General features: G+C 55.9%; 20 protein-coding genes. 8 read left to right on the top strand and 12 right to left on the bottom strand.

What is annotated here, in order from left to right; translation table 11 throughout:
- The first annotated feature begins 139 nt into the window (after nucleotides 1-139).
- Together ACN0RV_RS08210 and ACN0RV_RS08215 are read left to right on the top strand one after the other, a co-directional pair.
- Nucleotides 140-619 carry a YcgN family cysteine cluster protein gene (locus tag ACN0RV_RS08210; RefSeq protein WP_417347152.1) on the top strand — a complete coding sequence of 160 codons (480 nt, stop codon included), beginning with the start codon at nucleotides 140-142 and terminating at the stop codon, nucleotides 617-619.
- 800 nt (nucleotides 620-1,419) lie between these two features.
- On the top strand, nucleotides 1,420-3,240 hold the full coding sequence (locus ACN0RV_RS08215) for a methyl-accepting chemotaxis protein (RefSeq protein ID WP_417347153.1): 1,821 nt from the start codon (nucleotides 1,420-1,422) through the stop codon (nucleotides 3,238-3,240).
- Between the two features lie 134 nt (nucleotides 3,241-3,374).
- Here ACN0RV_RS08215 and dsbB read toward each other — a convergent pair whose 3' ends face one another.
- Nucleotides 3,375-3,923 carry a disulfide bond formation protein DsbB gene (gene dsbB / locus ACN0RV_RS08220; RefSeq protein ID WP_417347154.1) on the bottom strand — a complete coding sequence of 183 codons (549 nt, stop codon included), beginning with the start codon at nucleotides 3,921-3,923 and terminating at the stop codon, nucleotides 3,375-3,377.
- Between the two features lie 90 nt (nucleotides 3,924-4,013).
- Complete coding sequence (gene nhaB / locus ACN0RV_RS08225; RefSeq protein ID WP_417347155.1) at nucleotides 4,014-5,606, bottom strand: sodium/proton antiporter NhaB; 1,593 nt, start codon at nucleotides 5,604-5,606, stop codon at nucleotides 4,014-4,016.
- A 310-nt stretch (nucleotides 5,607-5,916) separates the two neighbouring features.
- On the opposite strand from nhaB, the gene fadR reads away from it, so the two are divergent.
- Nucleotides 5,917-6,627 carry a fatty acid metabolism transcriptional regulator FadR gene (fadR, locus tag ACN0RV_RS08230; RefSeq protein ID WP_417347283.1) on the top strand — a complete coding sequence of 237 codons (711 nt, stop codon included), beginning with the start codon at nucleotides 5,917-5,919 and terminating at the stop codon, nucleotides 6,625-6,627.
- A gap of 120 nt (nucleotides 6,628-6,747) precedes the next feature.
- On the opposite strand, the gene ACN0RV_RS08235 is transcribed toward fadR, so the two are convergent.
- From ACN0RV_RS08235 to ACN0RV_RS08245, 3 genes are read right to left on the bottom strand one after another with little or no spacing between them, the layout of a single operon-like run.
- On the bottom strand, nucleotides 6,748-8,256 hold the full coding sequence (locus ACN0RV_RS08235; RefSeq protein WP_417347156.1) for a SpoVR family protein: 1,509 nt from the start codon (nucleotides 8,254-8,256) through the stop codon (nucleotides 6,748-6,750).
- Nucleotides 8,257-8,276: 20 nt separating this feature from the next.
- Nucleotides 8,277-9,545: a YeaH/YhbH family protein gene (locus tag ACN0RV_RS08240; RefSeq protein ID WP_417347157.1), complete on the bottom strand. Its 1,269-nt coding sequence runs from the start codon at nucleotides 9,543-9,545 to the stop codon at nucleotides 8,277-8,279.
- 18 nt (nucleotides 9,546-9,563) lie between these two features.
- Nucleotides 9,564-11,498: a PrkA family serine protein kinase gene (locus ACN0RV_RS08245; protein ID WP_417347158.1), complete on the bottom strand. Its 1,935-nt coding sequence runs from the start codon at nucleotides 11,496-11,498 to the stop codon at nucleotides 9,564-9,566.
- Between the two features lie 409 nt (nucleotides 11,499-11,907).
- On the opposite strand from ACN0RV_RS08245, the gene ACN0RV_RS08250 reads away from it, so the two are divergent.
- Nucleotides 11,908-12,108 carry a hypothetical protein gene (locus tag ACN0RV_RS08250; protein WP_417347159.1) on the top strand — a complete coding sequence of 67 codons (201 nt, stop codon included), beginning with the start codon at nucleotides 11,908-11,910 and terminating at the stop codon, nucleotides 12,106-12,108.
- Nucleotides 12,109-12,212: 104 nt separating this feature from the next.
- Here ACN0RV_RS08250 and sodB read toward each other — a convergent pair whose 3' ends face one another.
- Nucleotides 12,213-12,797, bottom strand: coding sequence for a superoxide dismutase [Fe] (gene sodB / locus ACN0RV_RS08255; protein ID WP_417347160.1), 585 nt, complete (start codon nucleotides 12,795-12,797; stop codon nucleotides 12,213-12,215).
- A gap of 189 nt (nucleotides 12,798-12,986) precedes the next feature.
- Between sodB and ACN0RV_RS08260 the strand changes: the two genes are divergently transcribed.
- A complete protein-coding gene (locus tag ACN0RV_RS08260) occupies nucleotides 12,987-13,325 on the top strand; it encodes a Grx4 family monothiol glutaredoxin (protein ID WP_028111045.1) in 339 nt (112 codons plus the stop codon).
- 207 nt (nucleotides 13,326-13,532) lie between these two features.
- Nucleotides 13,533-14,636, top strand: coding sequence for a methyl-accepting chemotaxis protein (locus ACN0RV_RS08265; RefSeq protein ID WP_417347161.1), 1,104 nt, complete (start codon nucleotides 13,533-13,535; stop codon nucleotides 14,634-14,636).
- A gap of 60 nt (nucleotides 14,637-14,696) precedes the next feature.
- Here ACN0RV_RS08265 and ACN0RV_RS08270 read toward each other — a convergent pair whose 3' ends face one another.
- The 3 genes from ACN0RV_RS08270 to rnt all read right to left on the bottom strand — a co-directional run bounded on the left by ACN0RV_RS08270 (nucleotide 14,697) and on the right by rnt (nucleotide 18,004).
- Nucleotides 14,697-16,022, bottom strand: coding sequence for a Na+/H+ antiporter family protein (locus ACN0RV_RS08270; protein WP_417347162.1), 1,326 nt, complete (start codon nucleotides 16,020-16,022; stop codon nucleotides 14,697-14,699).
- A 133-nt stretch (nucleotides 16,023-16,155) separates the two neighbouring features.
- Nucleotides 16,156-17,166: a diguanylate cyclase domain-containing protein gene (locus tag ACN0RV_RS08275; protein ID WP_417347163.1), complete on the bottom strand. Its 1,011-nt coding sequence runs from the start codon at nucleotides 17,164-17,166 to the stop codon at nucleotides 16,156-16,158.
- A gap of 157 nt (nucleotides 17,167-17,323) precedes the next feature.
- Entirely contained in the window at nucleotides 17,324-18,004 is a 681-nt protein-coding gene (gene rnt, locus ACN0RV_RS08280; RefSeq protein ID WP_286339312.1) for a ribonuclease T, read from the bottom strand.
- 144 nt (nucleotides 18,005-18,148) lie between these two features.
- Here rnt and ACN0RV_RS08285 point away from each other — a divergent pair, with 144 nt between their 5' ends.
- Nucleotides 18,149-19,015 (top strand): flagellar protein MotY, encoded by an 867-nt coding sequence (locus ACN0RV_RS08285; protein ID WP_417347164.1) that lies wholly within the window; start codon nucleotides 18,149-18,151, stop codon nucleotides 19,013-19,015.
- Nucleotides 19,016-19,129: 114 nt separating this feature from the next.
- On the opposite strand, the gene fadE is transcribed toward ACN0RV_RS08285, so the two are convergent.
- On the bottom strand, nucleotides 19,130-21,580 hold the full coding sequence (gene fadE / locus ACN0RV_RS08290) for an acyl-CoA dehydrogenase FadE (RefSeq protein ID WP_417347165.1): 2,451 nt from the start codon (nucleotides 21,578-21,580) through the stop codon (nucleotides 19,130-19,132).
- Between the two features lie 270 nt (nucleotides 21,581-21,850).
- Here fadE and ACN0RV_RS08295 point away from each other — a divergent pair, with 270 nt between their 5' ends.
- A complete protein-coding gene (locus tag ACN0RV_RS08295) occupies nucleotides 21,851-22,633 on the top strand; it encodes a class II glutamine amidotransferase (protein WP_417347166.1) in 783 nt (260 codons plus the stop codon).
- Here ACN0RV_RS08295 and ACN0RV_RS08300 read toward each other — a convergent pair.
- Together ACN0RV_RS08300 and ACN0RV_RS08305 are read right to left on the bottom strand one after the other, a co-directional pair.
- Nucleotides 22,596-23,321 (bottom strand): DUF3108 domain-containing protein, encoded by a 726-nt coding sequence (locus tag ACN0RV_RS08300; RefSeq protein WP_417347167.1) that lies wholly within the window; start codon nucleotides 23,319-23,321, stop codon nucleotides 22,596-22,598. The two genes, ACN0RV_RS08295 and ACN0RV_RS08300, sit on opposite strands and share 38 nt — an antisense overlap.
- Before the next feature lie 26 nt (nucleotides 23,322-23,347).
- Nucleotides 23,348-23,701 carry an MGMT family protein gene (locus ACN0RV_RS08305; protein ID WP_417347168.1) on the bottom strand — a complete coding sequence of 118 codons (354 nt, stop codon included), beginning with the start codon at nucleotides 23,699-23,701 and terminating at the stop codon, nucleotides 23,348-23,350.
- Between the last annotated feature and the right edge of the window lie 139 nt (nucleotides 23,702-23,840).

The following is a 23,840-nucleotide window of genomic DNA, read 5'->3' on the forward strand; positions in this document are numbered from 1 at the left end:
CCCCCCCCTTCCATCAGCAACGGTATGCCGTGACTGATTGTGGCCATGGCTAGCCTTAAGCTGAACGCCAAACAAAGCCCGCCCTAGTGAAATTTTCTGCCATGATCGCTATAATGCTGCGCCCAACGGGCCGTGGTAGATGAGTAGTAGAGGTAGAACGGTGAGTGCAGAGCAACCTTTTTGGCATAAGCCACTAACCCAGATGAGTGAGCAGGAGTGGGAAGCACTCTGCGACGGCTGTGGTAAGTGCTGCCTGAACAAGCTGATCGATGATGATACCGAAGAGGTGTACTTCACCAATATCGCCTGCCAGCTGCTGAATGATAAAACCTGCCAGTGCAGCCGCTATGACACCCGCTTCAAGTATGTGCCGGATTGCTACAAGGTGACTCCCGAGAATGTGGGTACCATTGCCTGGCTGCCCACCAGTTGTGCCTATCGCCGTCTTCATGAGGGGCGTGGTTTGCCCAGTTGGCACCCTCTGATCACCGGCAACAAGTCCAAGATGCATCAGCAAGGGATGTCGGTTCGTCGCAAGGTACTCAGTGAGTTGGACGTAGGCCCGGACCCGGATCTTTTTGGCTTCATTGTGGTATGGCCGCTGGACGATGTGGACTGACACTCTCTTGAAGAGAAAGGCGTGCTTAGCACGCCTTTTTTTATGGCCGTTTTCATAGGAATTTGTCCTGTGACTGGCTATTTGGGCAAGATAAGATGGCATTGTCATTATAGGGAAATTAATATTATTCAACTCGGTGATTGAACGGTTTTAATTTTGCGATCAGAAAAATAGATTTAAAATGACCCGATCGATCAATTTTATTGATCAGTCTGATTTATTTACTCTATGAATGTCATAGAAAGTAAATGCGCGAAATTATCTCTTGCGAGGGGAATAAATATATGGCAGGGCGAATGCATTAATTTTGTCATGGTTAATTTATGTCTTAACCAGGTTCAATAAGTCACACTTTTTAAGTGCACTCTCTATTCCGGTTGTGATATTACTATGCCGGCTCGGCGGGTCGAAGGTGATCGCCATCGCATGTGACTGATAAATAAGGGTGTTTAAGTTATGTTGCGTGCTGGCATAAATTTTTTAACATGCCCTCCTCGGTGACGGGCCATGGCCCGGTCAACCTGTCTTGCGCACACTTAATACCGTTTCTAATCGCGCCAAAAAAATTGCCATAAACAAAATAATGACACCGGCTTATTTGATCATAGTCCGGTGCCGGGGTTGCGTTCTTATTGGCTTATTCAAAGAGTGCGAATGAAGTCTTATTTGGGGTTGGAACTTAAATAATCCAGGCGGATGGATCTATGAAAGGAATGAGTTTTAAAGCCAGCTTAATGGCGATGTCTTTGGGTTTGCTGGTTCTCGCTCTGGCGGCCACCAGTGTCATTTCAGCGAGAAATATGAGTCTTGCTGTCAGCGAGGAGGTTAAATTCTCCATGGAGCAGGCGGTGGGTCATGAGAGCCAGGCAATCAGTGAACTGGTGGAGAGAGGCCACCGGGCGGTGGATGGTCTGGCTGAGCTATTTGATGGCCACCAAGGATGGGACGAGAATCAATACCTGTCTGCCCTGAAAGAGGCGGAACTGGTCACCGGACTTCCCGGTATGATGCTGGGGCTGGAAAGTGGCGAAGGTTATGCGTCTCGAGCTTTTAAGGGGTGGCCTCGGGGGGTGTTGCAGCCCAGCCAGGAGGTGACCGGTCGTCATTGGTACCGGGTGGGTCGTTCTGGCACTGATACTCAGGTTACTGATGTCTACTTTGTACCTGGTGACAACACGCCCTATCTATCCATTGTAAAGCCTGCGTCTCAGGGGGTTGTGGCCGCCAGTCTGGCAATGAGCGAGTTGGATAAGGTGTTGAGCCAGGTGGAGCTTGTTCCTGGTACCATTGCCATTCTTGCTGAGCAAAGCGGCAATATCATTGCCACTACCTCCAAGTTTGCCCCGGTACAGACGCCACTGTCTGCGGTGCCCGGTTTGGGCGAGCAGGCAAACAGCGTGTTAACCAGCGACAGCCTATATTCTGAGTATGTGCTCAACGGCATCGACAAGCTGGTGATTGCCAATCGGGTTCCTCTGCCTGGAGGCAACTCCTGGTACTTCCTGATCGCCGTGGAAAAGGATGTGGTCTATGCGTCTGTCTCCGAAGCGAATCAGACGGTGGTGCTGACCGGCGTCATCAGCACCCTGATCTCCGCCCTGGTGCTGGTGGTTATGCTGAACTACCTGTATCGCCCCATAGTAGCGCTGAAGGAGCGGGTTCAGGATCTGGCTGAGGGGGAAGGGGACCTGACCCAGAGGCTGGAGGTTCGCTCCGATGATGATCTGGGGCAGATTGCCTCCGGTATCAATACCGTTGTCGAGTCATTACAGACCATGATGTTGGAAGTCCGTCAGGTCACTGGTGAACTGGCCCATGGCGTCGACGTACTCAAGACCCAAGCGGAAGAGAACGAGGCGATTCTGGCCAGTCACATGTCCGAGACGGATCAGGTGGCGACTGCCATGGAGGAGCTCAATGCCACGGCAGAGACGGTAGCCAGCAGCGCAGCGGAAGCGGCACAGTATACCCGCGAAGCCAACCAGACGGGCGAGCAATCCAAGGTGATTGTGGCTCAGGCTCAGAGTTCAGTGACTGCACTGGTGGGCGAGGTAGAGGCGACCGCAGGTAACATTCAGAGCATGAGTGATGAAACCCACAGCATCAACTCCATCCTCAAGGTGATAGGTGAGATAGCGGACCAGACCAATCTGTTGGCCCTGAACGCCGCCATTGAGGCAGCCAGGGCGGGGGCTCAGGGGCGTGGATTTGCCGTGGTGGCCGAAGAGGTTCGGGCGCTGGCGGGGCGGACCCAGCAGAGCACCGCTGAGATTGAAAAGGCTCTTGAGGTACTGCTGCAGGGCTCAAGCAGAGTGGTGACGGCCATGGCTGGCACCAAGAAAACCTGCGAAGAGACGGCCAGTGGTGCCCAGGAGGTGTCCGGCAGCCTTGAGACCATGAGCAGCTTCGTGTCAGACATCAACGATCTCAGTTCCCAGATTGCTACCGCGGCAGAGGAGCAAAGCAGTGTATCCCAGGAGATCAGCCGCAACATGACCGCCATCCGTGAGATAGTGCTCAAGCTGGCTGAAAGTGGAAACCAGACTCTGGATGAAGCCAACAGCCTGGCTGCGGTCAATACCCAGCTCCTGGGGATCGTGAGCCGCTTTAAGCTGGATTAATCGTCTTGGATTGAAAAAGGGCTGCCCAATGGCAGCCCTTTTTTTTACTCAAATTTCAGGCGACAGTCAGTGATGCTCGAAGCCAGTTTGAGCTAGGGGGAGTGCAAGCACTCTCTTAGCAAGACTTACTGACCCTAGTGACAACTGCCACCGCAGCACTCGCCGCCCTTCTTCTCATTCAGAGTGGTGAGCCAGAACAGCAGACACAGCAGCAGATGCACGGCGAACAGCCCGATGAGCCACTGAGCCATGGAGAAGCCCAGGAAGGACCAGGGGGAGTCGCTGCAGTCTCCTGTAGGCATGAAGACACTGGGAATCCACTCGTGCAGAGGGGCCCAGAGTGGGAAGTTGGGGATGGCGTCGCAGGTAGAGCCGAACAGGGTCGGCGGCGCAGTCTGCTTGGCATGCAGTGTCAGGTTCAGTGACAGGGCCCAGCCAGAACTGCCGGCCCAGCCGAGAAAGCCCAGAGTGCGCAAGGGCTTGTAATCGGGACGGATGGCGGTGATCAGCGCCACCAGCATCAAGGCAAACACCGCCAGCCTGACATAGATGCAGTAGACGCAGGGCTTGAGATCCATGCCGTACTGGAACACCAGGGCGATCAGCTCCAATGCCAGGGCTGACGCAGCCAGCAGCAACCAACTGCGTCGCTCAGAGGTGAATTGTCGGGCTTGGTCCAGCATGGTGACTCCTGAAAAACTTACAAAAAAACGCCCTCAAATTGTGAGGGCGTTTTTATCAGAAGGCAATATGCAGTTCTAAATCGTTATCATTTAGTGGTGGCCGGCACTGATGGCGCCCGCGGCTGCTTCTGCTACTGAGTGGTGGTTGATCCAGTGCATCTCATAGAAGTACTGAGTCAGGTTATCCAGCAAGCCGAACTCGATGGTCGCCAGACCTACAATAGACATCACTATGGTGTAGGGCAGGGCCAGAATCACCATGCGACCGTAGGAGAGGCGGATGAGCGGGGCCAGAGCCGAGGTCAGCAGGAACAGGAAGGCTGCCTGGCCGTTGGGGGTAGCAACGGAGGGCAGGTTGGTACCTGTATTGATGGCTACAGCCAGCATGTCGAACTGGTCGCGGGTGATCTTGCCTTCCAGCAGGGCGGTCTTCACCTCGTTGATGTACACGGTACCCACAAACACGTTGTCGGACACCATGGACAGCAGACCGTTGGCGATAAAGAACATCACCGCCTGAGTCTTACCGGAGTAGGAGAGTACCCAGGTGATCACAGGAGCAAACAGACCCTGCTCGATGATGACGCCTACGATGGCGAAGAATACGGCCAGCAGGGCGGTAAAGGGCAGAGCCTCTTCAAATGCCTTACCCAGGGAGTGCTCATCGATAATGCCGTTGAAGGAGGTGGTCAGGATGATCACAGACAGACCAATCAGACCTACGGCCGCCAGGTGCAGAGCCAGGCCAGCCACCAGCCAGAGGCCTACCAGGCCCTGAATGATCAGCATGGCGCGGTCCTTGTTGGTACGGCGCTTATCTTCATACTCGGCGTAATCAACCAGGATCTTGCGAACAGACTCGGGCAGCTCTTCACCGTAACCCACGATCTTGAACTTCTCTACCAGCACACAGGTCAGCAGGCCGGCGGCCAGTACAGGTATGGTCACCGGGGACATACGCACGAAGAATTCGGCGAAGTTCCAGTTGGACTGGGCAGCGATGATCAGGTTCTGAGGTTCACCCACCATGGTGCATACACCACCGAGGGCGGTACCCACACCGGCGTGCATCATCAGGTTACGCAGGAAGCCACGGAACTGCTCCAGGTCATCCTTGCACAGGTCGTCCTGCTCGTCGTTGTTGTGGTCGTGATCCTGAGTGAAATCTTTACCCGATGCCACCTTGTGGTAGATGGTGTAGAAACCAATGGCTACCGCAATGATTACCGCGATTACGGTCAGTGCATCGAGGAAGGCAGACAGGAAGGCAGAGAAGAAACAGAAGGCTAGGGAAAGCAAGGCTTTGGAACGGACCTTGGTCACCAGCTTGGTAAAGATGAACAGCAGTAGCTGCTTCATAAAGAAGATGCCCGCTACCATAAAGATAAGCAGCAGAATCACTTCCAGGTTGGCTTCCAGCTCATGGAGCACGGTTGCCGGTGAGGTCATGCCTATGGCCACAGCTTCGATGGCCAATAGGCCGCCGGGCTGAAGCGGGTAGCACTTCAGAGCCATGGCCAGGGTAAAGATGAACTCAATCACCAGCAGCCAGCCGGCGATAAAGGGGTCGATCGCGAAGACAATCGGATTGATCACCAAAAAGGCGATGATTGCCAATTTGTACCACTTAGGCGCCTGGCCCAAGAAGTTGTGAAAAAAGGCTTGGCGTAGACTTAGAGCCATAGCTCCCTTCCTTACTATTTTATCGATTTTATTGTGGTGTCGCAGACAGATGGGCGATCATACTCGGATTTGTGGTTAACGTTAACTGACACCGAATATCAAAAATCCTTATCATTATTTGATAATGCTAAGGTTCGACCACTTTTTTACAGTTAATCTGGCTGCGAATCCACCGAATAGCATGTTAAAGTTGTGAACGAACTCAATTTAGTTAAATATTTGGGGAATGGATCGCATTTTTGCATTTGTTCTTTATTTGCTAAGATAATTCAATTACACCTTGTTCAAGAGTCGTAAGGCCCCCGTGACTATGATAATAAAAGCGCAGAGTCCAGCAGGATTTGCCGAAGAGTACATCGTAAAATCCATATGGAACAATAAGTTCGCACCTGGAACCATACTGCCAGCGGAGCGCGAACTGTCCGAGCTGATCGGGGTAACCCGAACCACTTTGAGGGAAGTTTTGCAGCGTCTGGCCAGAGATGGCTGGCTGACTATTCAGCACGGTAAACCGACCCGGGTGAACAATTTCTGGGAAACCTCCGGGCTCAATATCCTGGAAACCATTGCCCGCCTGGATCAGGACGGGGTGCCGGAGCTGATGGATCAACTGCTCTCTGCCCGCACCAACATCAGCGCCATCTATATCCGCTCCGCGGTGCGCTACAACCCGGTGCGTGCTCAGGAAGTGCTGTCTCAGTGGAGTGACATCCACGATGATCCCGGCGCATTTTCCGATTACGACTATAACCTGAACCACTCTCTGGCTATGGCTTCGGACAACCCCATCTATGCTCTGATCCTGAACGGATTCAAGGGCTTGTACAGCCGGGTTGGCCGTTACTACTTCAGCCAGGAAGCGGCACGGGATCTGGCCCGTAACTACTACAAGGATCTGCTGAAGTGTGCCGAGCAGGGGGATGCTGACGAGGTACCCCACATCGTTCGTCGCTATGGTATTGAATCCGGTAAGCTGTGGATGAGGATTCGCTCCGATATGCCTAAGGATATCGCCGAATAAGGCCTCCGCTCACCACATTGAAAAGCCCGCTGCAGCGGGCTTTTTTGTGTGTTGTCGAACAGGTCAGTTGTATGGCCATCGCCAGACAGGCTTCGTAGGGCACGACCGGGCCCCTAGTTACTACTCTTCGGCTTTGGCGAGGCTTCGGGCGATGATCTCCGTGTTGCCGTTCTCCTTCTCCTCCTCCAGGTAGACATCAAACCCCCACAATCGGTGCAGGTGCTTCATCACCTCATCCTTGCTCTCAGCCAGGGGAATGCGGCTATGGGGCTGATAGCGAAGAATCAGCGATCGGTCCCCTCTGACCTTGACGTTCCACACCTGAATATTGGGTTCCAGGTTGGAGAGGTTGTACTGAGCAGACAGGTTCTGCCTCAGCTCCCGGTAACCCTCATCATTGTGGATGGCACCGACCTCAAGATAACTCTTACGATCGTCATCCTGTACGGTAAAGAACTTGAACTGGCGCATTATCTTGGGCGACAGGTACTGGGAGATAAAGCTCTCATCCTTGAAGTTGTTCATGGCGAAGTGCAGGGTATCCAGCCAGTTGGAGCCGGCGATATCCGGGAACCAGCGTTTGTCCTCTTCATCCGGATCCTCGCAGATGCGGCGGATGTCCTGGAACATGGCAAAGCCCAGGGCATAAGGGTTGATACCGCTGTAGTAGGGGCTGTTGTATTCCGGCTGCATCACCACATTGGTGTGGCTGTGAAGAAACTCCATGATGAAGCGATCGGTCACCAGCCCCTCGTCATAGAGGTGGTTCATGATGGTGTAGTGCCAGAAGGTGGCCCAGCCCTCGTTCATCACCTGGGTTTGTTTCTGGGGGTAGAAGTACTGGGAGATTTTGCGGACGATGCGCACCACCTCACGCTGCCAGGGCTCCAGCAGCGGCGCATTCTTTTCGATGAAGTAGAGCAGGTTCTCCTGGGGATCGGCCGGGAAGCGGGGCGCCTGCTTATCCTCCTCCTCAGTCGGGGTGGCAGGCAGGGTGCGCCACAGGTCGTTGACCTGAGACTGCAGGTAGGCTTCCCGCTCCTTAAGCCGCATCTTCTCCTCCCGCAGAGAGATCTCAGCGGGGCGCTTGTACCTGTCCACCCCCAGGTTCATCAGGGCGTGACAGGAATCGAGCAGCTCCTCCACAGCGTCGATGCCGTGGGCCTCTTCGCATTCGGCAATGAAGTTCTTGGCAAACACCAGGTAGTCGATGATGGAGTCAGCATCGGTCCAGGTCTGGAACAGGTAGTTGCCCTTGAAGAAGCTGTTGTGACCATAACAGGCGTGGGCCATGACCAGGGCCTGCATGGTGATGGTGTTCTCCTCCATCAGGTAGGCGATACAGGGGTTGGAGTTGATGACGATCTCGTAAGCCAGGCCCATTTGACCGCGCTTATAATGACGTTCAGTTTCAATGAACTTCTTGCCGAAGGTCCAGTGGGAGTAGCCGATGGGCATGCCGACGCTGGCGTAGGCATCCATCATCTGTTCGGCGGAGATCACCTCTATCTGATTGGGGTAGGTGTCCAGGCGATACAGCTCGGCCACCCGCTCAATCTCTTTGTGATACTGATTCAGAAGGTCAAAGGTCCAGTCTGGTCCGTCTGACAGGGTACGTTTCTCGGTCATCGGTTTCCCCCCAAATGGAATCAGGCCGTCTGTTTTTTAAACAGCTCTTTGAATACCGGGAAGATGTCTTCCACGGAACGGATGTGTTGCATGGCGAAGTGAGAGTGCACCTGGGACAGGCTCTCATACTCGCGCCACAGGGTCTGATGGGCCCGGTTGGTGATCTCTATGTAGGTAAAGTAACGGCAGGTGGGCAGCAGCGACTGGTCCAGTAACTGTCGGCACAGAGGCGAATCGTCTGCCCAGTTATCGCCATCCGAGGCCTGGGCTGCGTAGATGTTCCACTCGTTGGCGGGGTAGCGCTCCTGCTGAATCTCATGCATCAGTTTCAATGCACTGGAGACTATGGTGCCACCGGTTTCCTGGCTGTAGAAGAACTCCTGCTCATCCACCTCCTTGGCTTGGGTGTGGTGACGAATGAAGACCACATCCAGCTCCTTGTAGGTTCGGGTCAGGAACAAGTAGAGCAGGATGTAGAAGCGCTTGGCGATATCCTTGGTGGCCTGGTCCATGGAGCCTGAAACATCCATCAGGCAGAACATCACCGCCTTGGAGGTAGGCACCGCCTGTTTGGCGAAGTTGGTGTACTTGAGATCATAGGTGTCCAGGAAGGGCACTGCCTTGATCCGCGTGCGTAACTCCTCAATCTCCTCCTTGAGCGCCTGGATCTCCTCACTGCTGGAGCCGGGCGTATTGGTCAGCGCCTCCAGTTTGGCTTCCGCTTCATTCAGGGCGCGACGTTTGCCCGCGGTCATGGCGGTGCGCCTGGCCAGGGATTCTCGCAAAGAGCGCACGATGTGAATGTTGGCAGGCTGTCCCTCTGAGGTGATGCCTGCCCTGACGGTTTTGAACTCCACCAGCTTATCCAGTGCGGTCTTCTGCAGGTTGGGCAGTTCCAGATCGTCGAACAGGATATCCAGGTACTCATCCTTGGAGATCTCGAACACGAAGTCGTCACTGCCTTCACCACTGTCAGAAGCCTGCCCCTGGCCTGCGCCACCGCCGCCCCCCTGAGGAGGGCGGTCGATGCGGTCTCCCCGATGGAACTGATCGTTCCCCGGATGGACCGTTTGGCGAACCCCTCCGCGTCCGGTGTGGAACACCGGCTCGGAGATGTTCTTGGTGGGCAGGGTGATCTTTTCGCCACTCTCCACATCGGTGACACTGCGGTTGGTGGCAGCATCGGAGACCGCCTGCTTAATCTGCTTCTTATAGCGACGCAGAAATCGCTGGCGGTTCACCGTGCTTTTGCCCTTGGTGTTGAGGCGCTTGTCGATAAAATGCGTCATAGGCACTCTCCCACCGCATCAGGATGACTTGCGTACCCTCAGGTACCACTCGGACAGCAGGCGAACCTGCTTGCGGGTGTAGCCCTTCTCCATCATGCGATCGACGAAGTCATCATGCTTCTGCTGTTCGTCCGCAGAGGTCTTGGTGTTGAAGGAGATCACCGGCAACAGATCCTCGGTGTTGGAGAACATCTTCTTCTCAATCACCGTGCGCAGTTTCTCGTAGCTGACCCAGTTGGGATTCTTGCCGGCGTTGTTGGCCCGGGCGCGCAGCACAAAGTTGACGATCTCGTTGCGGAAATCCTTGGGGTTGCTGATCCCGGCCGGTTTCTCGATCTTTTCAAGCTCGGCGTTCAGGGCGGCCCGGTCAAACAGCTGGCCGGTTTCCGGATCCCGGTACTCCTGATCCTGAATCCAGAAGTCCGCATAGGTGACGTAGCGGTCGAAGATGTTCTGGCCGTACTCGGAATAGGATTCCAGGTAAGCGGTCTGAATCTCCTTGCCGATAAACTCCACGTACTTGGGAATCAGGTAGCCTTTCAGGTGTTCCAGGTAGCGCTCCGCCATCTCCTGAGGGAACTGTTCGCGCTCGATCTGCTTCTCCAGCACATAAAACAGGTGTACTGGGTTGGCTGCCACTTCGCTGTGGTCAAAGTTGAACACCCGGGACAGGATCTTAAAGGCGAAACGGGTGGAGAGCCCGTTCATCCCCTCATCCACACCGGCGTAGTCCTTGTACTCCTGGTGGGACTTGGCCTTGGGGTCGGTATCTTTCAGGGTTTCACCGTCATACACCCGCATCTTGGAGAAGATGGAGGAGTTTTCCGGGTCCTTCAGGCGGGAGAGGACACTGAACTGGGCCAGAATATCCAGCACGCCAGGGGCGCATTGGGCTTGGCTCAGATCTGAGCTGTCCAGCAATTTTTCATAGATCTTCTTCTCTTCGGAGACGCGCAGGCAGTAGGGCACCTTGACGATGTAGACCCGGTCCAGGAAGGCCTCGTTGTTCTTGTTGTTGCGGAAGGTCTGCCACTCCGACTCGTTGGAGTGAGCCAGGATGATGCCCGCAAAGGGCAGGGCGGACAGACCCTCGGTGCTGTTGTAGTTGCCTTCCTGGGTGGCGGTCAGCAGAGGGTGCAGCACCTTGATGGGTGCCTTGAACATCTCCACAAACTCCATGATCCCCTGGTTGGCCCGGCACAGGGCGCCCGAGTAGGCGTAGGCGTCGGCATCGTTCTGGGCGAAATGCTCCAGCTGACGGATGTCGACCTTACCCACCAGCGAGGAGATGTCCTGGTTGTTCTCGTCGCCAGGCTCGGTCTTGGCGATGGCGATCTGGTCCAGGATGGAGGGGAACACCTTGGCAACCTTGAATTTGCTGATGTCGCCGCCAAACTCGTGCAGCCGTTTTGCGGCCCAGGGCGACATGATGTTGCGCAGGTAGCGCTTGCTGATCTTGTACTCATCCTGCAGCAGTTTGCCGTCCTCTTCGAGGTCAAACAGGCACAGGGGAGAGTCATTCACCGGGCTGCGTTCGCCGTTGGCGCTCAGTACATAGATGGGCACCTTGGACATCAGCTTCTTGAGCTTTTCGGCCAGTGAGGACTTACCGCCACCTACCGGACCCAGCAGATAGAGGATCTGCTTGGATTCTTCCAGACCCTGAGCCGAGTGTTTCAGATAGGCAACGATCTGCTCAATTGCCTCTTCCATGCCGTAAAACTCGGAAAAAGCGGGGTATCTGGCGACAACCCGGTTGGAGAAGATGCGGGACAGCCTGGGATCCTTGGCTGTGTCCACCATCTCAGGTTCACCAATGGCTTCCAGCAGGCGCTCGGCGGCGCTGCTGAAGGCGCTGTGATCGGCTTTACAGAGCTCCAGATAGTCCTGGATACTCATCTCTTCGTCACGGGTACGTTCATAACGTTGCTGATAGTGCTGGAAAATGGTCATCGGTCACCCCCTGAAATCAGTTTTGCCGCGCCGTTGGCAGGGCAGTCATCTCCAACCCTTAGCATTAAGCGTAGACCCAATATTTCTAAATAGGACAGCAAACCATAGATTTTTAAGACGAAATATTTCATGGGTTTAATGGAAAAGGGTCGAAAACCGTCCTCACCTAAGAGTTAGACCCCCGCATTGGAGCAGGGGTTTCAACTGTATACGGCCCAGGTGACAGAATTGCCCAGAAAATTTGTCCGCACTTGCGGGGCTATATGCCGCAAAAGCCGCAGTGATTCCCCTTCGAGACGGGCTAAGTCGAGGTGTGGTGGCTGTCACGTAAATGTCATAAATAACCATTAGTAGGTAACCATCCGCTTTTGCTAAAGTGGCCTCGGTTGGTTACACAGGAAGTAGCGATATGTCAGTGACTCAACATGACCATGTCTCAATCGAGATGATCTCAACCTACGCCAGATGGTGCGGCATCCACAATAAAGAGCAGTGGCGTGAATACCATCAGCAGAACAGCCGCCCAAGCTGGGTGCCTGACGACCCTGAGAGCTTCTTTTCTCAGTTTGGTGAATGGCAGGGTTGGGACAAGCTCACCTCAGAGCATTAATGGGGAAGAGCATTTAGCATCCTAGGGAGCCCTGCGGCTCCCTTGTTGATCTCCAGATACAAAAAAGGGAGCCATTTGGCTCCCTTTATGTGACCAGCTGCTGGTTAGCCAGCGAAGTTCTGGTTGGCAAACTCCCAGTTTACCAGGGCCCAGAAACCGTTCATGTAGTCAGGGCGCACGTTGCGGTAGTCGATGTAGTAGGCGTGTTCCCACAGGTCGACAGTCAGCAGAGGAGTGACCCCCTCTTCGGTCAGCGGAGTGCCGGCGTTGCTGGTGTTGACGATATCCAGGCTGCCGTCCGCCTTCTTAACCAGCCAGGTCCAGCTGGAGCCGAAGTTGTTGATCGCCATGTCGGTGAACTTGGCTTTGAACGCGTCAAAAGAGCCAAAGGCAGCGTTGATGGCATCAGCAATGGCACCGGTCGCTTCGCCGCCACCGTTAGGAGAGAGGCAGTGCCAGTAGAAGGTGTGGTTCCAGATCTGGGCTGCATTGTTGAATACACCGCCGCTGGAGCTCTTGATGATCTCTTCCAGAGACTTACCGGCGAACTCGGTGCCCTCGATCAGGCCGTTGAGCTTAACCACGTAGGTGTTGTGGTGCTTGCCGTGGTGAAAGTCCAGGGTCTCGGCTGAGATGTGGGGCTCCAGTGCATCCTTAGCGTAAGGCAGTGCAGGTAGTTCGAAAGCCATTTGCGTTCTCCATTTAGCTGATTTAGCTGTTGGTTTTGTTCCGTTATGGGAGCATTGTACTCCCTTAACCTGTGACGTGCATCATGTTCCCAATTGAATGTTCTAACTGGCGTTATCGAAAAAATACATTGGGGTTTGGTTGCACTTTTTATAGAATGAGAATCAAGATCACTACCAGATGTGGTACTCATGGAAACTGTAGAGAAGATTAAGTCACAAATCGCGGAAAATCCTATCATCCTGTACATGAAGGGGTCTCCTAAGCTGCCTAGCTGTGGATTTTCCGCTCAGGCGTCCCAGATGCTGGTGAACTGCGGTGAAGCGTTTGCCTATGTGGATATCCTGCAAAACCCTGATATTCGTGCCGAATTGCCCAAGTACGCCAACTGGCCAACCTTCCCTCAGCTGTGGGTTGAAGGCGAGCTGATTGGTGGTTGTGACATCATCCTTGAGATGGCCCGTACCGGTGAGCTGCAAAGCCTGGTTACCGAGACTGCTGCCAAGTACAAGGAGCAGGAGGCGGAGTAAACCTCTAGTCAAAACTGCATTAAAAGGGGCGCCATCTGGCGCCCCTTCTTTTTTGGGGGCGAAGCCGCTTTTCTTAAACGAGCAGGGTGGAGAGACTCTAATCGACAGATGGCTCTTACCTTATAAAAAGTAAGGATTTATAAACTTGCATATTTAATGCAACAAAAGTATGGTCTAGCCATCTCTTATGGTTAATCAGTACATACGATGAAAAACTTGTTCTTTGGCATAAGCAAACGTCAATTACAGAACCAATTGACCGCCCAGCAGCGCGAGCTGGTCGATCTCAGAGAACTGCTGATCAAGGCTGAGGCAGAAAATCAGTCTCTGAAGTCAGAACGTGATGAAGAGTTCAGAAAACGTGTCGAAGCCGAACGTTTCGGTACTCAGCTCAGAAAGGACACTGAATTGAGTACGGCACGCATGGAGCAGATGCGTTCCGCTTTTCAGTGGTTGGATGGCAGCCTTCGAGGAAATGCGGGTGAGATCGAGCAGGCGCTGATTCTGTCCGATGTGGCCAAGGAAGAGATTGAATCTCTGGCCATCAAGTTGGGTGAACTCAGTGAGTTACAAAGGGAGCAGTTGGGGCAGTTCGAAAGCCTTTTTACCGAGTATGCGGCAATTCGAAAGGTGATTGAGTCCATTGGAGACGTAGCCGATAAAACCAACCTCTTGTCACTGAACGCGGCCATCGAGGCCGCGAGGGCCGGGGAGCATGGCAGAGGATTTGCCATTGTCGCCAGTGAAGTACGCAGCCTGTCGGAAAATACTTCAAACTCCGCTCAGCAGGCTCACTCTACGTTAAAAGTGCTGGAGAGCAGTTCAGGCTCTTTGAGTGCACTGAATATCGAACTGTCCTCCAATCTCTCCTCAATCGTTGAGCAGACCCTGAGAACTCTGAGAAAGATGGGGGAGCAGTTGTCTGACATCGGAGAGACACGCACGCGGCTGTCCATTGCAAGTTGGCGATCGAAGCTGGAATTGGCGGTAGTTGATGAAACTCTGTTGCGCCGTAGTATCGATCAGTTTGTTGCCGAGCCGGGCAATGCTCTGCCCTCGGTTGTCGATGCGGACTCTTGTGGTATAGGCCATTGGTATCGGGACCCTCAGGTGCAGGAAGTGCTCGGAAACCATAGGGCATTCTTGGCAATGGATAACCCACACCGGTCTGTGCACTACCACGGAGAGCAGGCTGTCAATCTGGCCAGCGAGGGTCTGCGGGAGCAGGCTCAAAAGCAGGTTACTTTGATGGAACAGAGCTATCGGGAAGTGGAGAGTTGCCTCGCGACTCTGGTGCAGGACCTTTGTTGAGTCTTCATTGAAGCATTAAAAAGGGGCGCCATCTGGCGCCCCTTTTGTGTCTGTTTGAAACTACAAAACCATGGCGGCAAGCCAGCCTGAGGCCAGCAGTGGCAGGTTGTAGTGCAGGAAGGTGGGAACCACCGAATCCCAGATGTGGTCGTGCTGACCGTCGGCATTGAGGCCGGCGGTGGGGCCCAGGGTGGAGTCGGAGGCTGGAGAGCCTGCGTCACCCAGGGCGGCAGCGGTGCCCACCAGGGCGATGATCGCCGGGGTAGAGAAACCAAAACCCATGGCCAGGGGCACATAGATGGCCGCAATGATGGGGATGGTGGAGAAGGAGGAGCCAATACCCATGGTGATAAACAGACCCACCAGCAGCATCAGGAAGGCTGCCAGAGCCTTGTCGGTGCCGATCATCGCCTGGATGGAGTCAACCAGGGCGGGGACTTCACCGGTGGCCTTGATGACGGCAGCAAAGCCCGCAGCGGCGATCATAATGAACCCCACGGTGGCCATCATTCTGACGCCCTGAGTAAAGAGATCCTGGCTGGAGATCCCCTTGTCCATGCCGCCAAGGTTCAGTACCACAAAGCCTGCCAGGGCACCGAAAATCATCGAGTCGGTGTAGAGCTGAATGCCCAGGGTGGCGGCGATGGCCACCATCACTACGGCGATCCGCAGGCCACTCAAGGGCTGATGCTCAACATGCTCACTGCCGTCCAGCTCTTTATCCTGGTAGACCCGTGGCTTGCGATAGCTGACGAACATGGCAGTCAGCAAGCCGAATACCATGCCCAGCGCCGGAATAAACATGGCACCCATCAGCTCATCCGCCTGCATCTCCAGACCATTGCTGACCAGGTTGGCCATCAGGATGTCCTTGAGGAAGATGCCGCCGAAGCCCACAGGCAGAACCATGTAGGTGGTGACCAGGCCAAAGGTGAGGACACAGGCGACCAGGCGCCGGTCCAGGTTCAGTTTGTTGAACACACCCAGCAGAGGCGGGATTAGGATCGGGATAAAGGCGATATGAATAGGCACTGCGTTCTGGGATGCCACGGACATCAGCAGAATGGCCACCAGCAGGGCGTATTTCACACCGGTCACGGCCTGGTTGTCCGGGCGGCCACCCAAGCGACCGATGATCCCCCGGGAGAGGCTGTCGGTAATGCCGGTGTGGCTTAGGGCTACGGCGAAGGCACCCAGCAGGGCATAACCCAGGGCGATGGTAGCTCCGCCCCCCAGGCCCGTATTAAAGGCATCAATGGTCTCTGCCAGGCTCATGTTGCCAAGCAGGCCGGCAACCAGGGCGCTGACGGTGAGCGCAATGATCACGTTGACTCTGGCCAGGCTGAGCACCAGGACCAGGAGTACCGCAATGACGACGGCGTTCATTATTATATGTTACCTATGGTTGATTGCTGTTTTAAGAGGGAAACGAACCATTTTCAGGGTCACAGGGGAAGTGTCCAGATAAATATGCAGTTCGGGTGCAATTGTGTGACGGAAATCGGGCTGTCGGCCGGTGTTAGCCGGCCCGTTTGAAGGATTGTTTGTTCTGGTACATCTGGCGGTCCGCTTCGGCGATAAGCTGTTCGGCACTCGTTGCCTCGGCAGGTTGCCACAGGGCCAGGCCGATGCTGGCTACCACATCCACCTGTTCAACGCTGAGTTGGTGCTGCAGCTCGTTCATCAGCCTGGAGTGAATGGCTTCGGCACAGGTGTCCTGTTGCAGTGGGCACAGCAGAACGAATTCATCACCACCGAGTCGGCCAACCACATCCATATCCCGGCTGATGCTGCGGAGTCTCTCCGCCACCTTAATCAGTACCCTGTCTCCGAAGGCGTGGCCAAAGTTGTCGTTGAAGCGCTTGAAGTTATTGATGTCGATAAAGTAGAGCGCCAATGGGTCCCCGGTGCGGTGAGAGGCCGCCATCAATTGGTCCAGCCGGGCACAGAATTGATGGCGGTTGGCGACGCCGGTGAGAGAGTCGTGGGTGGCCGCATAGTAGAGCTCTTTTTCCACCTCATCTTTCTCGATGGCCACGGCGGCGACCGAGCTCATCAGGGTCATGAACTCCTGTTCGAACTCACTGGGCAGGGCGGGTTTATCCAGGTAGAGGGCGAAGGTGCCCAGCAGGTTGCCCCGGCTGGACACCACAGGCAGTGACCAGCAGGCGCGGATACCCGCCATCTTGGCCAGAGGCAAGAAGGCTTCCCAGTTGGGGTCGTCGTAGATGTCCGGGGTGAACACCTCCTGCTTGAAGAAAGCGGCCTTGCCACAGGAGCCTACGGTGGGGCCGACGGGCACACCATCGATGGCACTGTTGTATTCGCCGGGCAGGCTGGGCGCACTCAGGGTACTGAGGGTCTGGCTCTCCGAGTCGTAGGAGAGCACCGACACCCGCACTTCTGGGGTGATCTCCTCGGTCAGCCGGATCAGGCTCTCCAGAGTCTGCTTGACACCACAACCCAGCGCCAGTTGTCGCAAAGCCTGGTTCAGCCCCTGGTGAGCCATTAAAAGTAGTTGGGCACTCATAGGCAATCTGTGTTGCTCTTTGATAGTTATGAGCGCATTGTATCGAAAAATTGTCAAAAATGTTACAAGCGACGAAAATTTGACGCCGTCGAGGTATTGAATGGACGAGAACTGTTAGGAAGAGGTGTGAGAGCCGCTAGATACGGCTCTGATTTTATTACTCTTCTTCATCCTGCTTCAGGGGCTCACCACTTTTTACGTTCTCTTCCGGAACCTGCCAGCCCCCCAGAGATTTCCACTTGTTGACGATGTGGCAGAACAGCTCGGCGGTGCGTTCGGTGTCGTACAGGGCGGAGTGAGCCTGTTTATTGTCAAACTCAACGCCAGCGGTGCGACATGCCTTGGCCAGAACCGTCTGACCCAGGGCCAGGCCGGAAAGCGTGGCGGTGTCAAAAGTGGCGAAGGGGTGGAAGGGGACCCGCTTGATCTTGGCCCGCTCGATGGCGGCATTGAGAAAGCCATGATCGAAGGCCGCGTTGTGGGCCACGACGATGGAGCGGTGGCACCCAGCGGCCTTCTGGGCCTTGCGAACCGCCTTGAAGATCTCCTGCAGCGCTTCTTTTTCGGAAACGGCCCCACGCAGCGGGTTATGGGGGTCGATGCCGTTGAACTCCAGGGCCGCAGGTTCCAAATTGGCACCCTCGAAAGGCTCTACATGGAAGTGCAGGGTCTGGGCCGGTTTGAGCCAGCCATCGGCGTCCATCTCAAGGGTGACGGCGGCGATCTCCAGCACGGCGTCTGTGGCGGCATTGAAGCCGGCGGTTTCGATGTCGATCACCACGGGAAAATAGCCGCGGAAGCGGTTTACGAGCAGATTTTCTGGTTTAATAGGGGTCATGCCGCCAGCTTTGTTTCTCTTGGGGGGCGCAATTATCGCAAAGCCCCGGGATAATGCAAAAAAATTGGTTGGCGAAGATTTAATCTAAAGCTTTCTGCCGCGACGCCGATACAGGCGGTAACAGACAACCTCAGGGTAGCCTAAATGCGATTGAGATATGGTGCAGTGATTGTGAGTGCGATGCTCTCCTGCTCCGCCGTTGGCGGTGTCAGGAACTATGTGGCATCCATCGATCAGTCACATTGGAACCTGGAGACGGCCAATCCGCTTCAGTGTACCCTGACCCATACCATTCCTCATTATGGTACCGCCGTGTTTGACAGCAGGGCGGGGCGCTCCACCGATCTCAACTTTATTCTTGAGATGCGGCGTAAGCCTGAACGAGCCACCCGGGCCAGCCTGCGTTCTGTGGCGCCCTCCTGGCGTCCCGGGGTACCGGCACGCCCTATTGTGGACGTGACTTATCAGGCTCAGTTCGATGCCGAGGTGCCTAAGCATGCCGCCTGGGTGATGCTCACCGAGCTGGAACAGGGGATGCAGCCCACCTTCTACTATCAGGACTGGTATAACCCGATAAACCAGGTGGCGGTAGGCCTGAGTTCGGCTAATTTCCAGAACAGCTATTTTCAGTTTGTTGCCTGCATCGACAGCCTGCTGCCCTACAGCTTCGAAGATATCGCCTATACGGTGCTGAACTTCAGGGACAAAAACGGTGAGCTGACCTCCGATTCCAGGCGCAAGCTTGAGCGCATTCGTGAGTATCTCTCCTACGACCCGACGCTGGAGCTGGTGCTGATCGATTCCTATACCGACAGTTTTGGCTCTGAGGCGTCCAACCTCAAACTCAGCCATGAGCAGGCGGATAAGTTGAAGCAGTTCTTCGTGGAATCCGGCATCGAAGCCAATCGCATCGTCAGCCAGGGCCACGGTGAAAAACGCCATATCGCCAGTAACACCAGTAACCGGGGCCGGGCTCAGAACCGCCGGGTGGTGATTCGGATGGCGCGCTAGCAACCTGTGCCAACAAGGGGCCTGATGGCCCCTTTTTTGTGGCTTTTTCCCGGTTCCCGGACAAAGAAAAACCCCGGCCTTATGCCGGGGTTTTTGTTCAGGCTGCCAGTGGACTTAGGCGGCCTGTACGGGCTTGGTGGGCTCCACCTCTACCGGATTGGCCTTGAGCTCCTCGGGATCGAAGTCATCCACGTTGATGGTCTCGAGGCGACCGGTTTCGGCGTCGCGCAGCAACTGAGCCTCATCGGCGGTCAGTACACCCAGCTCCAGCCCTTTCTCAGCCACCTCATGCAGCTTCCAGAAGGGCAGTTTGGTGCCGGCGGCTTTGCACACCTTGTCGAACAGAGGCTCGGCGGCCAGGATGTTGCGCAGAGTCTGCTCCTGGCGACCCACAGGGTTGTTCTCGTGGGCTTCCAGCCACTGGCCGGCAATCAGGCGATCGCGGGCGGCGCAAGGGGTTTGCAGGATCTTGGCCACCTGGTGGTCCAGCTTGTCGGAGGTGCGCTTCATCGGCAGACCCAGAGGGAACATCAGGAACTTCAGCAGGCCACCGAAGGCGGGGAAGTTCTCCAGCAGTTCCACCAGGGAGGTCTGCAACTTGTAGAGGCTGTCCTCCACGGCCCACTGCATCAGCGGGATGTCGTCGGTCTGACGGCCATCATCCTGATAACGCTTCAGGGTGGCGGAGGTCAGGTAGAGCTGACTCAGCAGGTCGCCCAGGCGAGCGGAGGTACGCTCCTTACGCTTGAGGCTGCCGCCCAGCATCGCCATGGCCAGATCAGAAAGCAGGGCCAGGTTGGCGCTGAAGCGGTTCATGTGCTGGTAGTAGCGCTTGGTAACGTCCGAATAGGGCGCGCTGCTGAAGCGGGCGCCGGTCAGGCCGAACCAGATGCTGCGCACCAGGTTACTGAAGACGAAGCCCACGTGGCCCCAGACGGCGTTGTCGAAGTTCTCCAGGCTGCGGCCGGCGTCCTTATCGAAGGCGGCTTCCATCTCCTTGAGTACATAGGGATGGCAGCGGATGGCGCCCTGGCCATAGATCACCAGGGAGCGGGTCAGGATGTTGGCACCCTCTACGGTGATGGCGATGGGGGCACCCTGATAGCCACGGCCCAGGTAGTTGTTGGGGCCCAGGCACACACCCTTACCGCCGTGGATATCCATGGCGTCGATAACACATTTCTGCATGCGGTCGGTCAGGTGCATCTTCACGATGGCGGAGATCACCGAGGGTTTCTCACCCAGCCCCAGGGCTGTGGTGGTCATGGCGTTAACCGCTTCCATCAGGTAGGCGTTACCACCGATGCGCGCCATTGGCTCTTCAATACCCTCCATCTTACCGATGGGTGTCTTGAACTGGCGCCGGATGCGGGAGTAGGAGCCTGTGGCTGCCGCAGCGGTCTTGATGCCACCGGCGGAGTTGGAGGGCAGGGTGATGCCGCGGCCGACGGAGAGGCACTCAACCAGCATGCGCCAGCCTTTGCCGGCCATCTTGGGGCCGCCGATGATGAAGTCCAGAGGCACGAACACATCGTTACCCTGAGTCGGACCGTTCTGGAACATGGTGTTCAGTGGGAAGTGACGGCGTCCGATCACCACACCGTCGATGTCGGTGGGAACCAGGGCACAGGTGATGCCAATATCTTCCTGGTCGCCCATCAGGCCATCAGGATCACGCAGTTTGAAGGCCAGACCCAGCACGGTGGCCACAGGTGCCAGGGTGATGTAGCGCTTGTTCCAGGTCAGGCGCATGCCCACTACCTCTTTGCCTTCCCATTCACCCTTGCAGACGATGCCGTAGTCAGGGATGGCACCGGCGTCGGAGCCGGCTTCAGGGCTGGTCAGGGCGAAACAGGGAACCTCCTGACCTACCGCCAGGCGGGGCAGGTAGTGGTCTTTCTGCTCTTCGGTACCATAGTGTTGCAGCAGTTCACCCGGACCCAGAGAGTTGGGTACGCCCACGGTGGACGCCAGGACGGAATCGACGCCGGCCAGTTTCTGCAGAACCTGAGACTGGGCGTAGGGGCTGAACTCCAAGCCGCCGTACTTCTTCTTGATGATCATGGCGAAGAACTTCTTGTCCTTCAGGTACTGCCACACCTCTGGGGTCAGGTCGGCGTCCTGGTGAGACACACGGAAGGCGTTCACCATGCGGGACACCTCTTCTACCGGACCATCCAGGAAAGCTTGCTCCTCGGCGCTCAGGCGGGGCATGGGCAGCTGGTGCATCTTCTTCCAGTCAGGTGCACCGGAGAACAGGTCCGCGTCCCACCAGGTGGTGCCCGCTTCGATGGCGTCCTTTTCGGTTTGGGACATCTCGGGCATCACGGAACGGAACGCCTTCAGGGCGGGCTTGGTCAGCAAGCTCTTACGCAGGGAGGCGACGTTGAATGGGATGGCGATGATGGCGAAGAGGATCCAGGCCAGGGTGCCCACAATGCCAAGGCCGCTGCCAATGGCCAGGGCCGCGGCGGCCACCAGGGTAAACAGGGTCAGTGAGGCGCGCTTGTAGATCAGGCCCCCTAACACCAGAATCGAGGCAATGCTCCAAATTAGGGTAGTCACGTTATTTCTCCTTGTGTCACCTGCCGGGATACGGACTACCGACAGGTTTGCTCTCTGTCACAGTATATGGTCTGGTCTGACCTCTGTCACATAAAAACTAAACACATGTTTGAACTTCTTCAAGATCTAATTGCGATTATTTACTGCAAGGTATAGGGAAAAGCGCAGACTCGGGTGGCGAGCCTTTGAGCAAACGCCGGCCTGGCGGGGTGCGCGAACGTTAAAATCTGGTTATTCTTCGTTGTAATAGAGAATGATACGGGTAAAGCCATGTGTGAATTGCTGGCGATGAGCGCCAATGTACCCACGGACATCGTCTTCAGCTTTACCGGACTGGTGGAGCGGGGCGGTGTCACCGGTCCCCATACCGACGGTTGGGGCATCACCTTCTACGAGGGGATGGGCAACCGCACCTTCCGCGACTGTCAGCCCAGCTGTGAGTCTGAGGTGGCCGCCCTGATCAAGGAGTACCCCATCAAGAGTAAGGCGGTGATCAGCCATATCCGCCAGGCGAACCGGGGCCGGGTGTCGCTGGAGAACACCCACCCCTTTTGCCGGGAGCTATGGGGCCGCTACTGGACCTTTGCCCATAACGGCCAGCTCAGTGGCTACACCGATAAGATGAAGCCCAAACGGTTCCATCCCGTAGGCAATACCGACAGTGAATTGGCCTTCTGCTACCTGATGGACAAGCTGGCGGAGCGTTTCCCGGAAAAGCCCAAGGATATGCGTCAGGCGTTTCGCTTTGTGGCCCAGGAAGCGGCCAAACTGAGGGAGCTTGGGGTATTCAATATGCTGCTCACCGATGGCCGCTATCTGCTGGCCCTGTGCAGCAACAACCTGTGCTGGATCACCCGGCGGGCGCCCTTTGGTGAAGCCAAGCTGATCGACACCGACATGGTGATCGACTTTAAACAGGAAACCACCGAGAAAGACATAGTCACTGTGATCGCCACCCGGCCGCTGACGCACAACGAGCAGTGGTACACCATGGAGGGGGGCGAGTGGCAGCTGTTTAAGGATGGCTTGCCTGTAGCGTCGGGGCGTCCTTGAACTCCAGGGCGGTGAGTTTCAGCTCCGCCTGCACATCCCCATCCTTATACTGAATCAGGCGTGCCATCACCAGATGGTGCGCCTTGGCCAGCCACAGGTAGGTCTGGCGGCTGCTGCCTTCCCCCCGATCCCGCTCCACCTTGATGGTTTCCAGAGTGCCGAAAGGCAGGGTCAGAGTCTCCTCTCCCACCACCTTATAGCGGTACTCCTTCTCTTTGGCCTTATAGATGATGGGGTAGGCCATCTCGGTCTTTCCAGCGGCCACATCCAGTCTCAGCTGTTGCTGATAGCTCAGGGGATCAAACTTGGGCTCGCTCCAGGGCAGGGTGGCTTTCTCATCCCGGTACTGGGCCTGGATGGGGCCTGTATCAGGATTGAAGCGGATCCAGGATTTAAAGTCCGGCCCGGTGCCGGAGCGTTTCATCCGGTACAGGGTTGGGCGCACCAGCTGTGACACCATCCTGAACTCACTGGTTTCGGTGCGGGTATCGGACAGAAACAGCAAGCCCACCTTACTCTGGTAACCCAGGCGATACTGGCCATCGGCCAACTGCTCAAGCTGGTAATAGCCCTCGCCCAACTCGGAGTCACCGCGCCACACCTGGTAGTCCGCCCGGTAGGGCAGTAGGGGGTTGGCCTGAACAGCCAACGCCTGCAACAGCAGGAAGAGGGTGAGTAGGGCTCGCATGGGCACTCCTTATTGGGACGTCAGTGTTAAAAGGGTAGTTGCCAAAGCAGTTCAGCGAGATCCGGTTGCCACTGGTAGCGAGCCATATTAACCCGGCTACCATTGACCTCCACGCCCTCCTCCCGCAGGTGGTACTGCTGCTCCCGGTATCCAGGGGAGTCCTTGGGCAGGGAGATCTTGCCTCCGGCGCCCAGTACCCGGTACCAGGGCAGCGCCATCTCCTTGGGGGCGGTGCGCATCGCCCGGCCCGCCAGCCGTGCCCGACCGGGCAACCCCGCCAGATCCGCCAGTTGACCATAGCTGACCACCTTGCCTTCGGGAATCATCAGGCACACCTGCCAGATCCTCTGCTCTTTGGTCAGGGCCTTGGGTTCACTCATCCATCTTTGTCCTTCCTGTTGGGGGGAGCCAGTCTACTGAATTCTCAAGTGCTTTTCTTTAGGACTTTGCTGAAGTGCTTCTGGTTCCCAGAGATCCCTTGGATCTGAAGCCAAGATGATTGATACTGTATATGCGTAC

It is taken from the genome of Ferrimonas sp., assembly GCF_048263965.1.
Classification (GTDB): domain Bacteria; phylum Pseudomonadota; class Gammaproteobacteria; order Enterobacterales; family Shewanellaceae; genus Ferrimonas.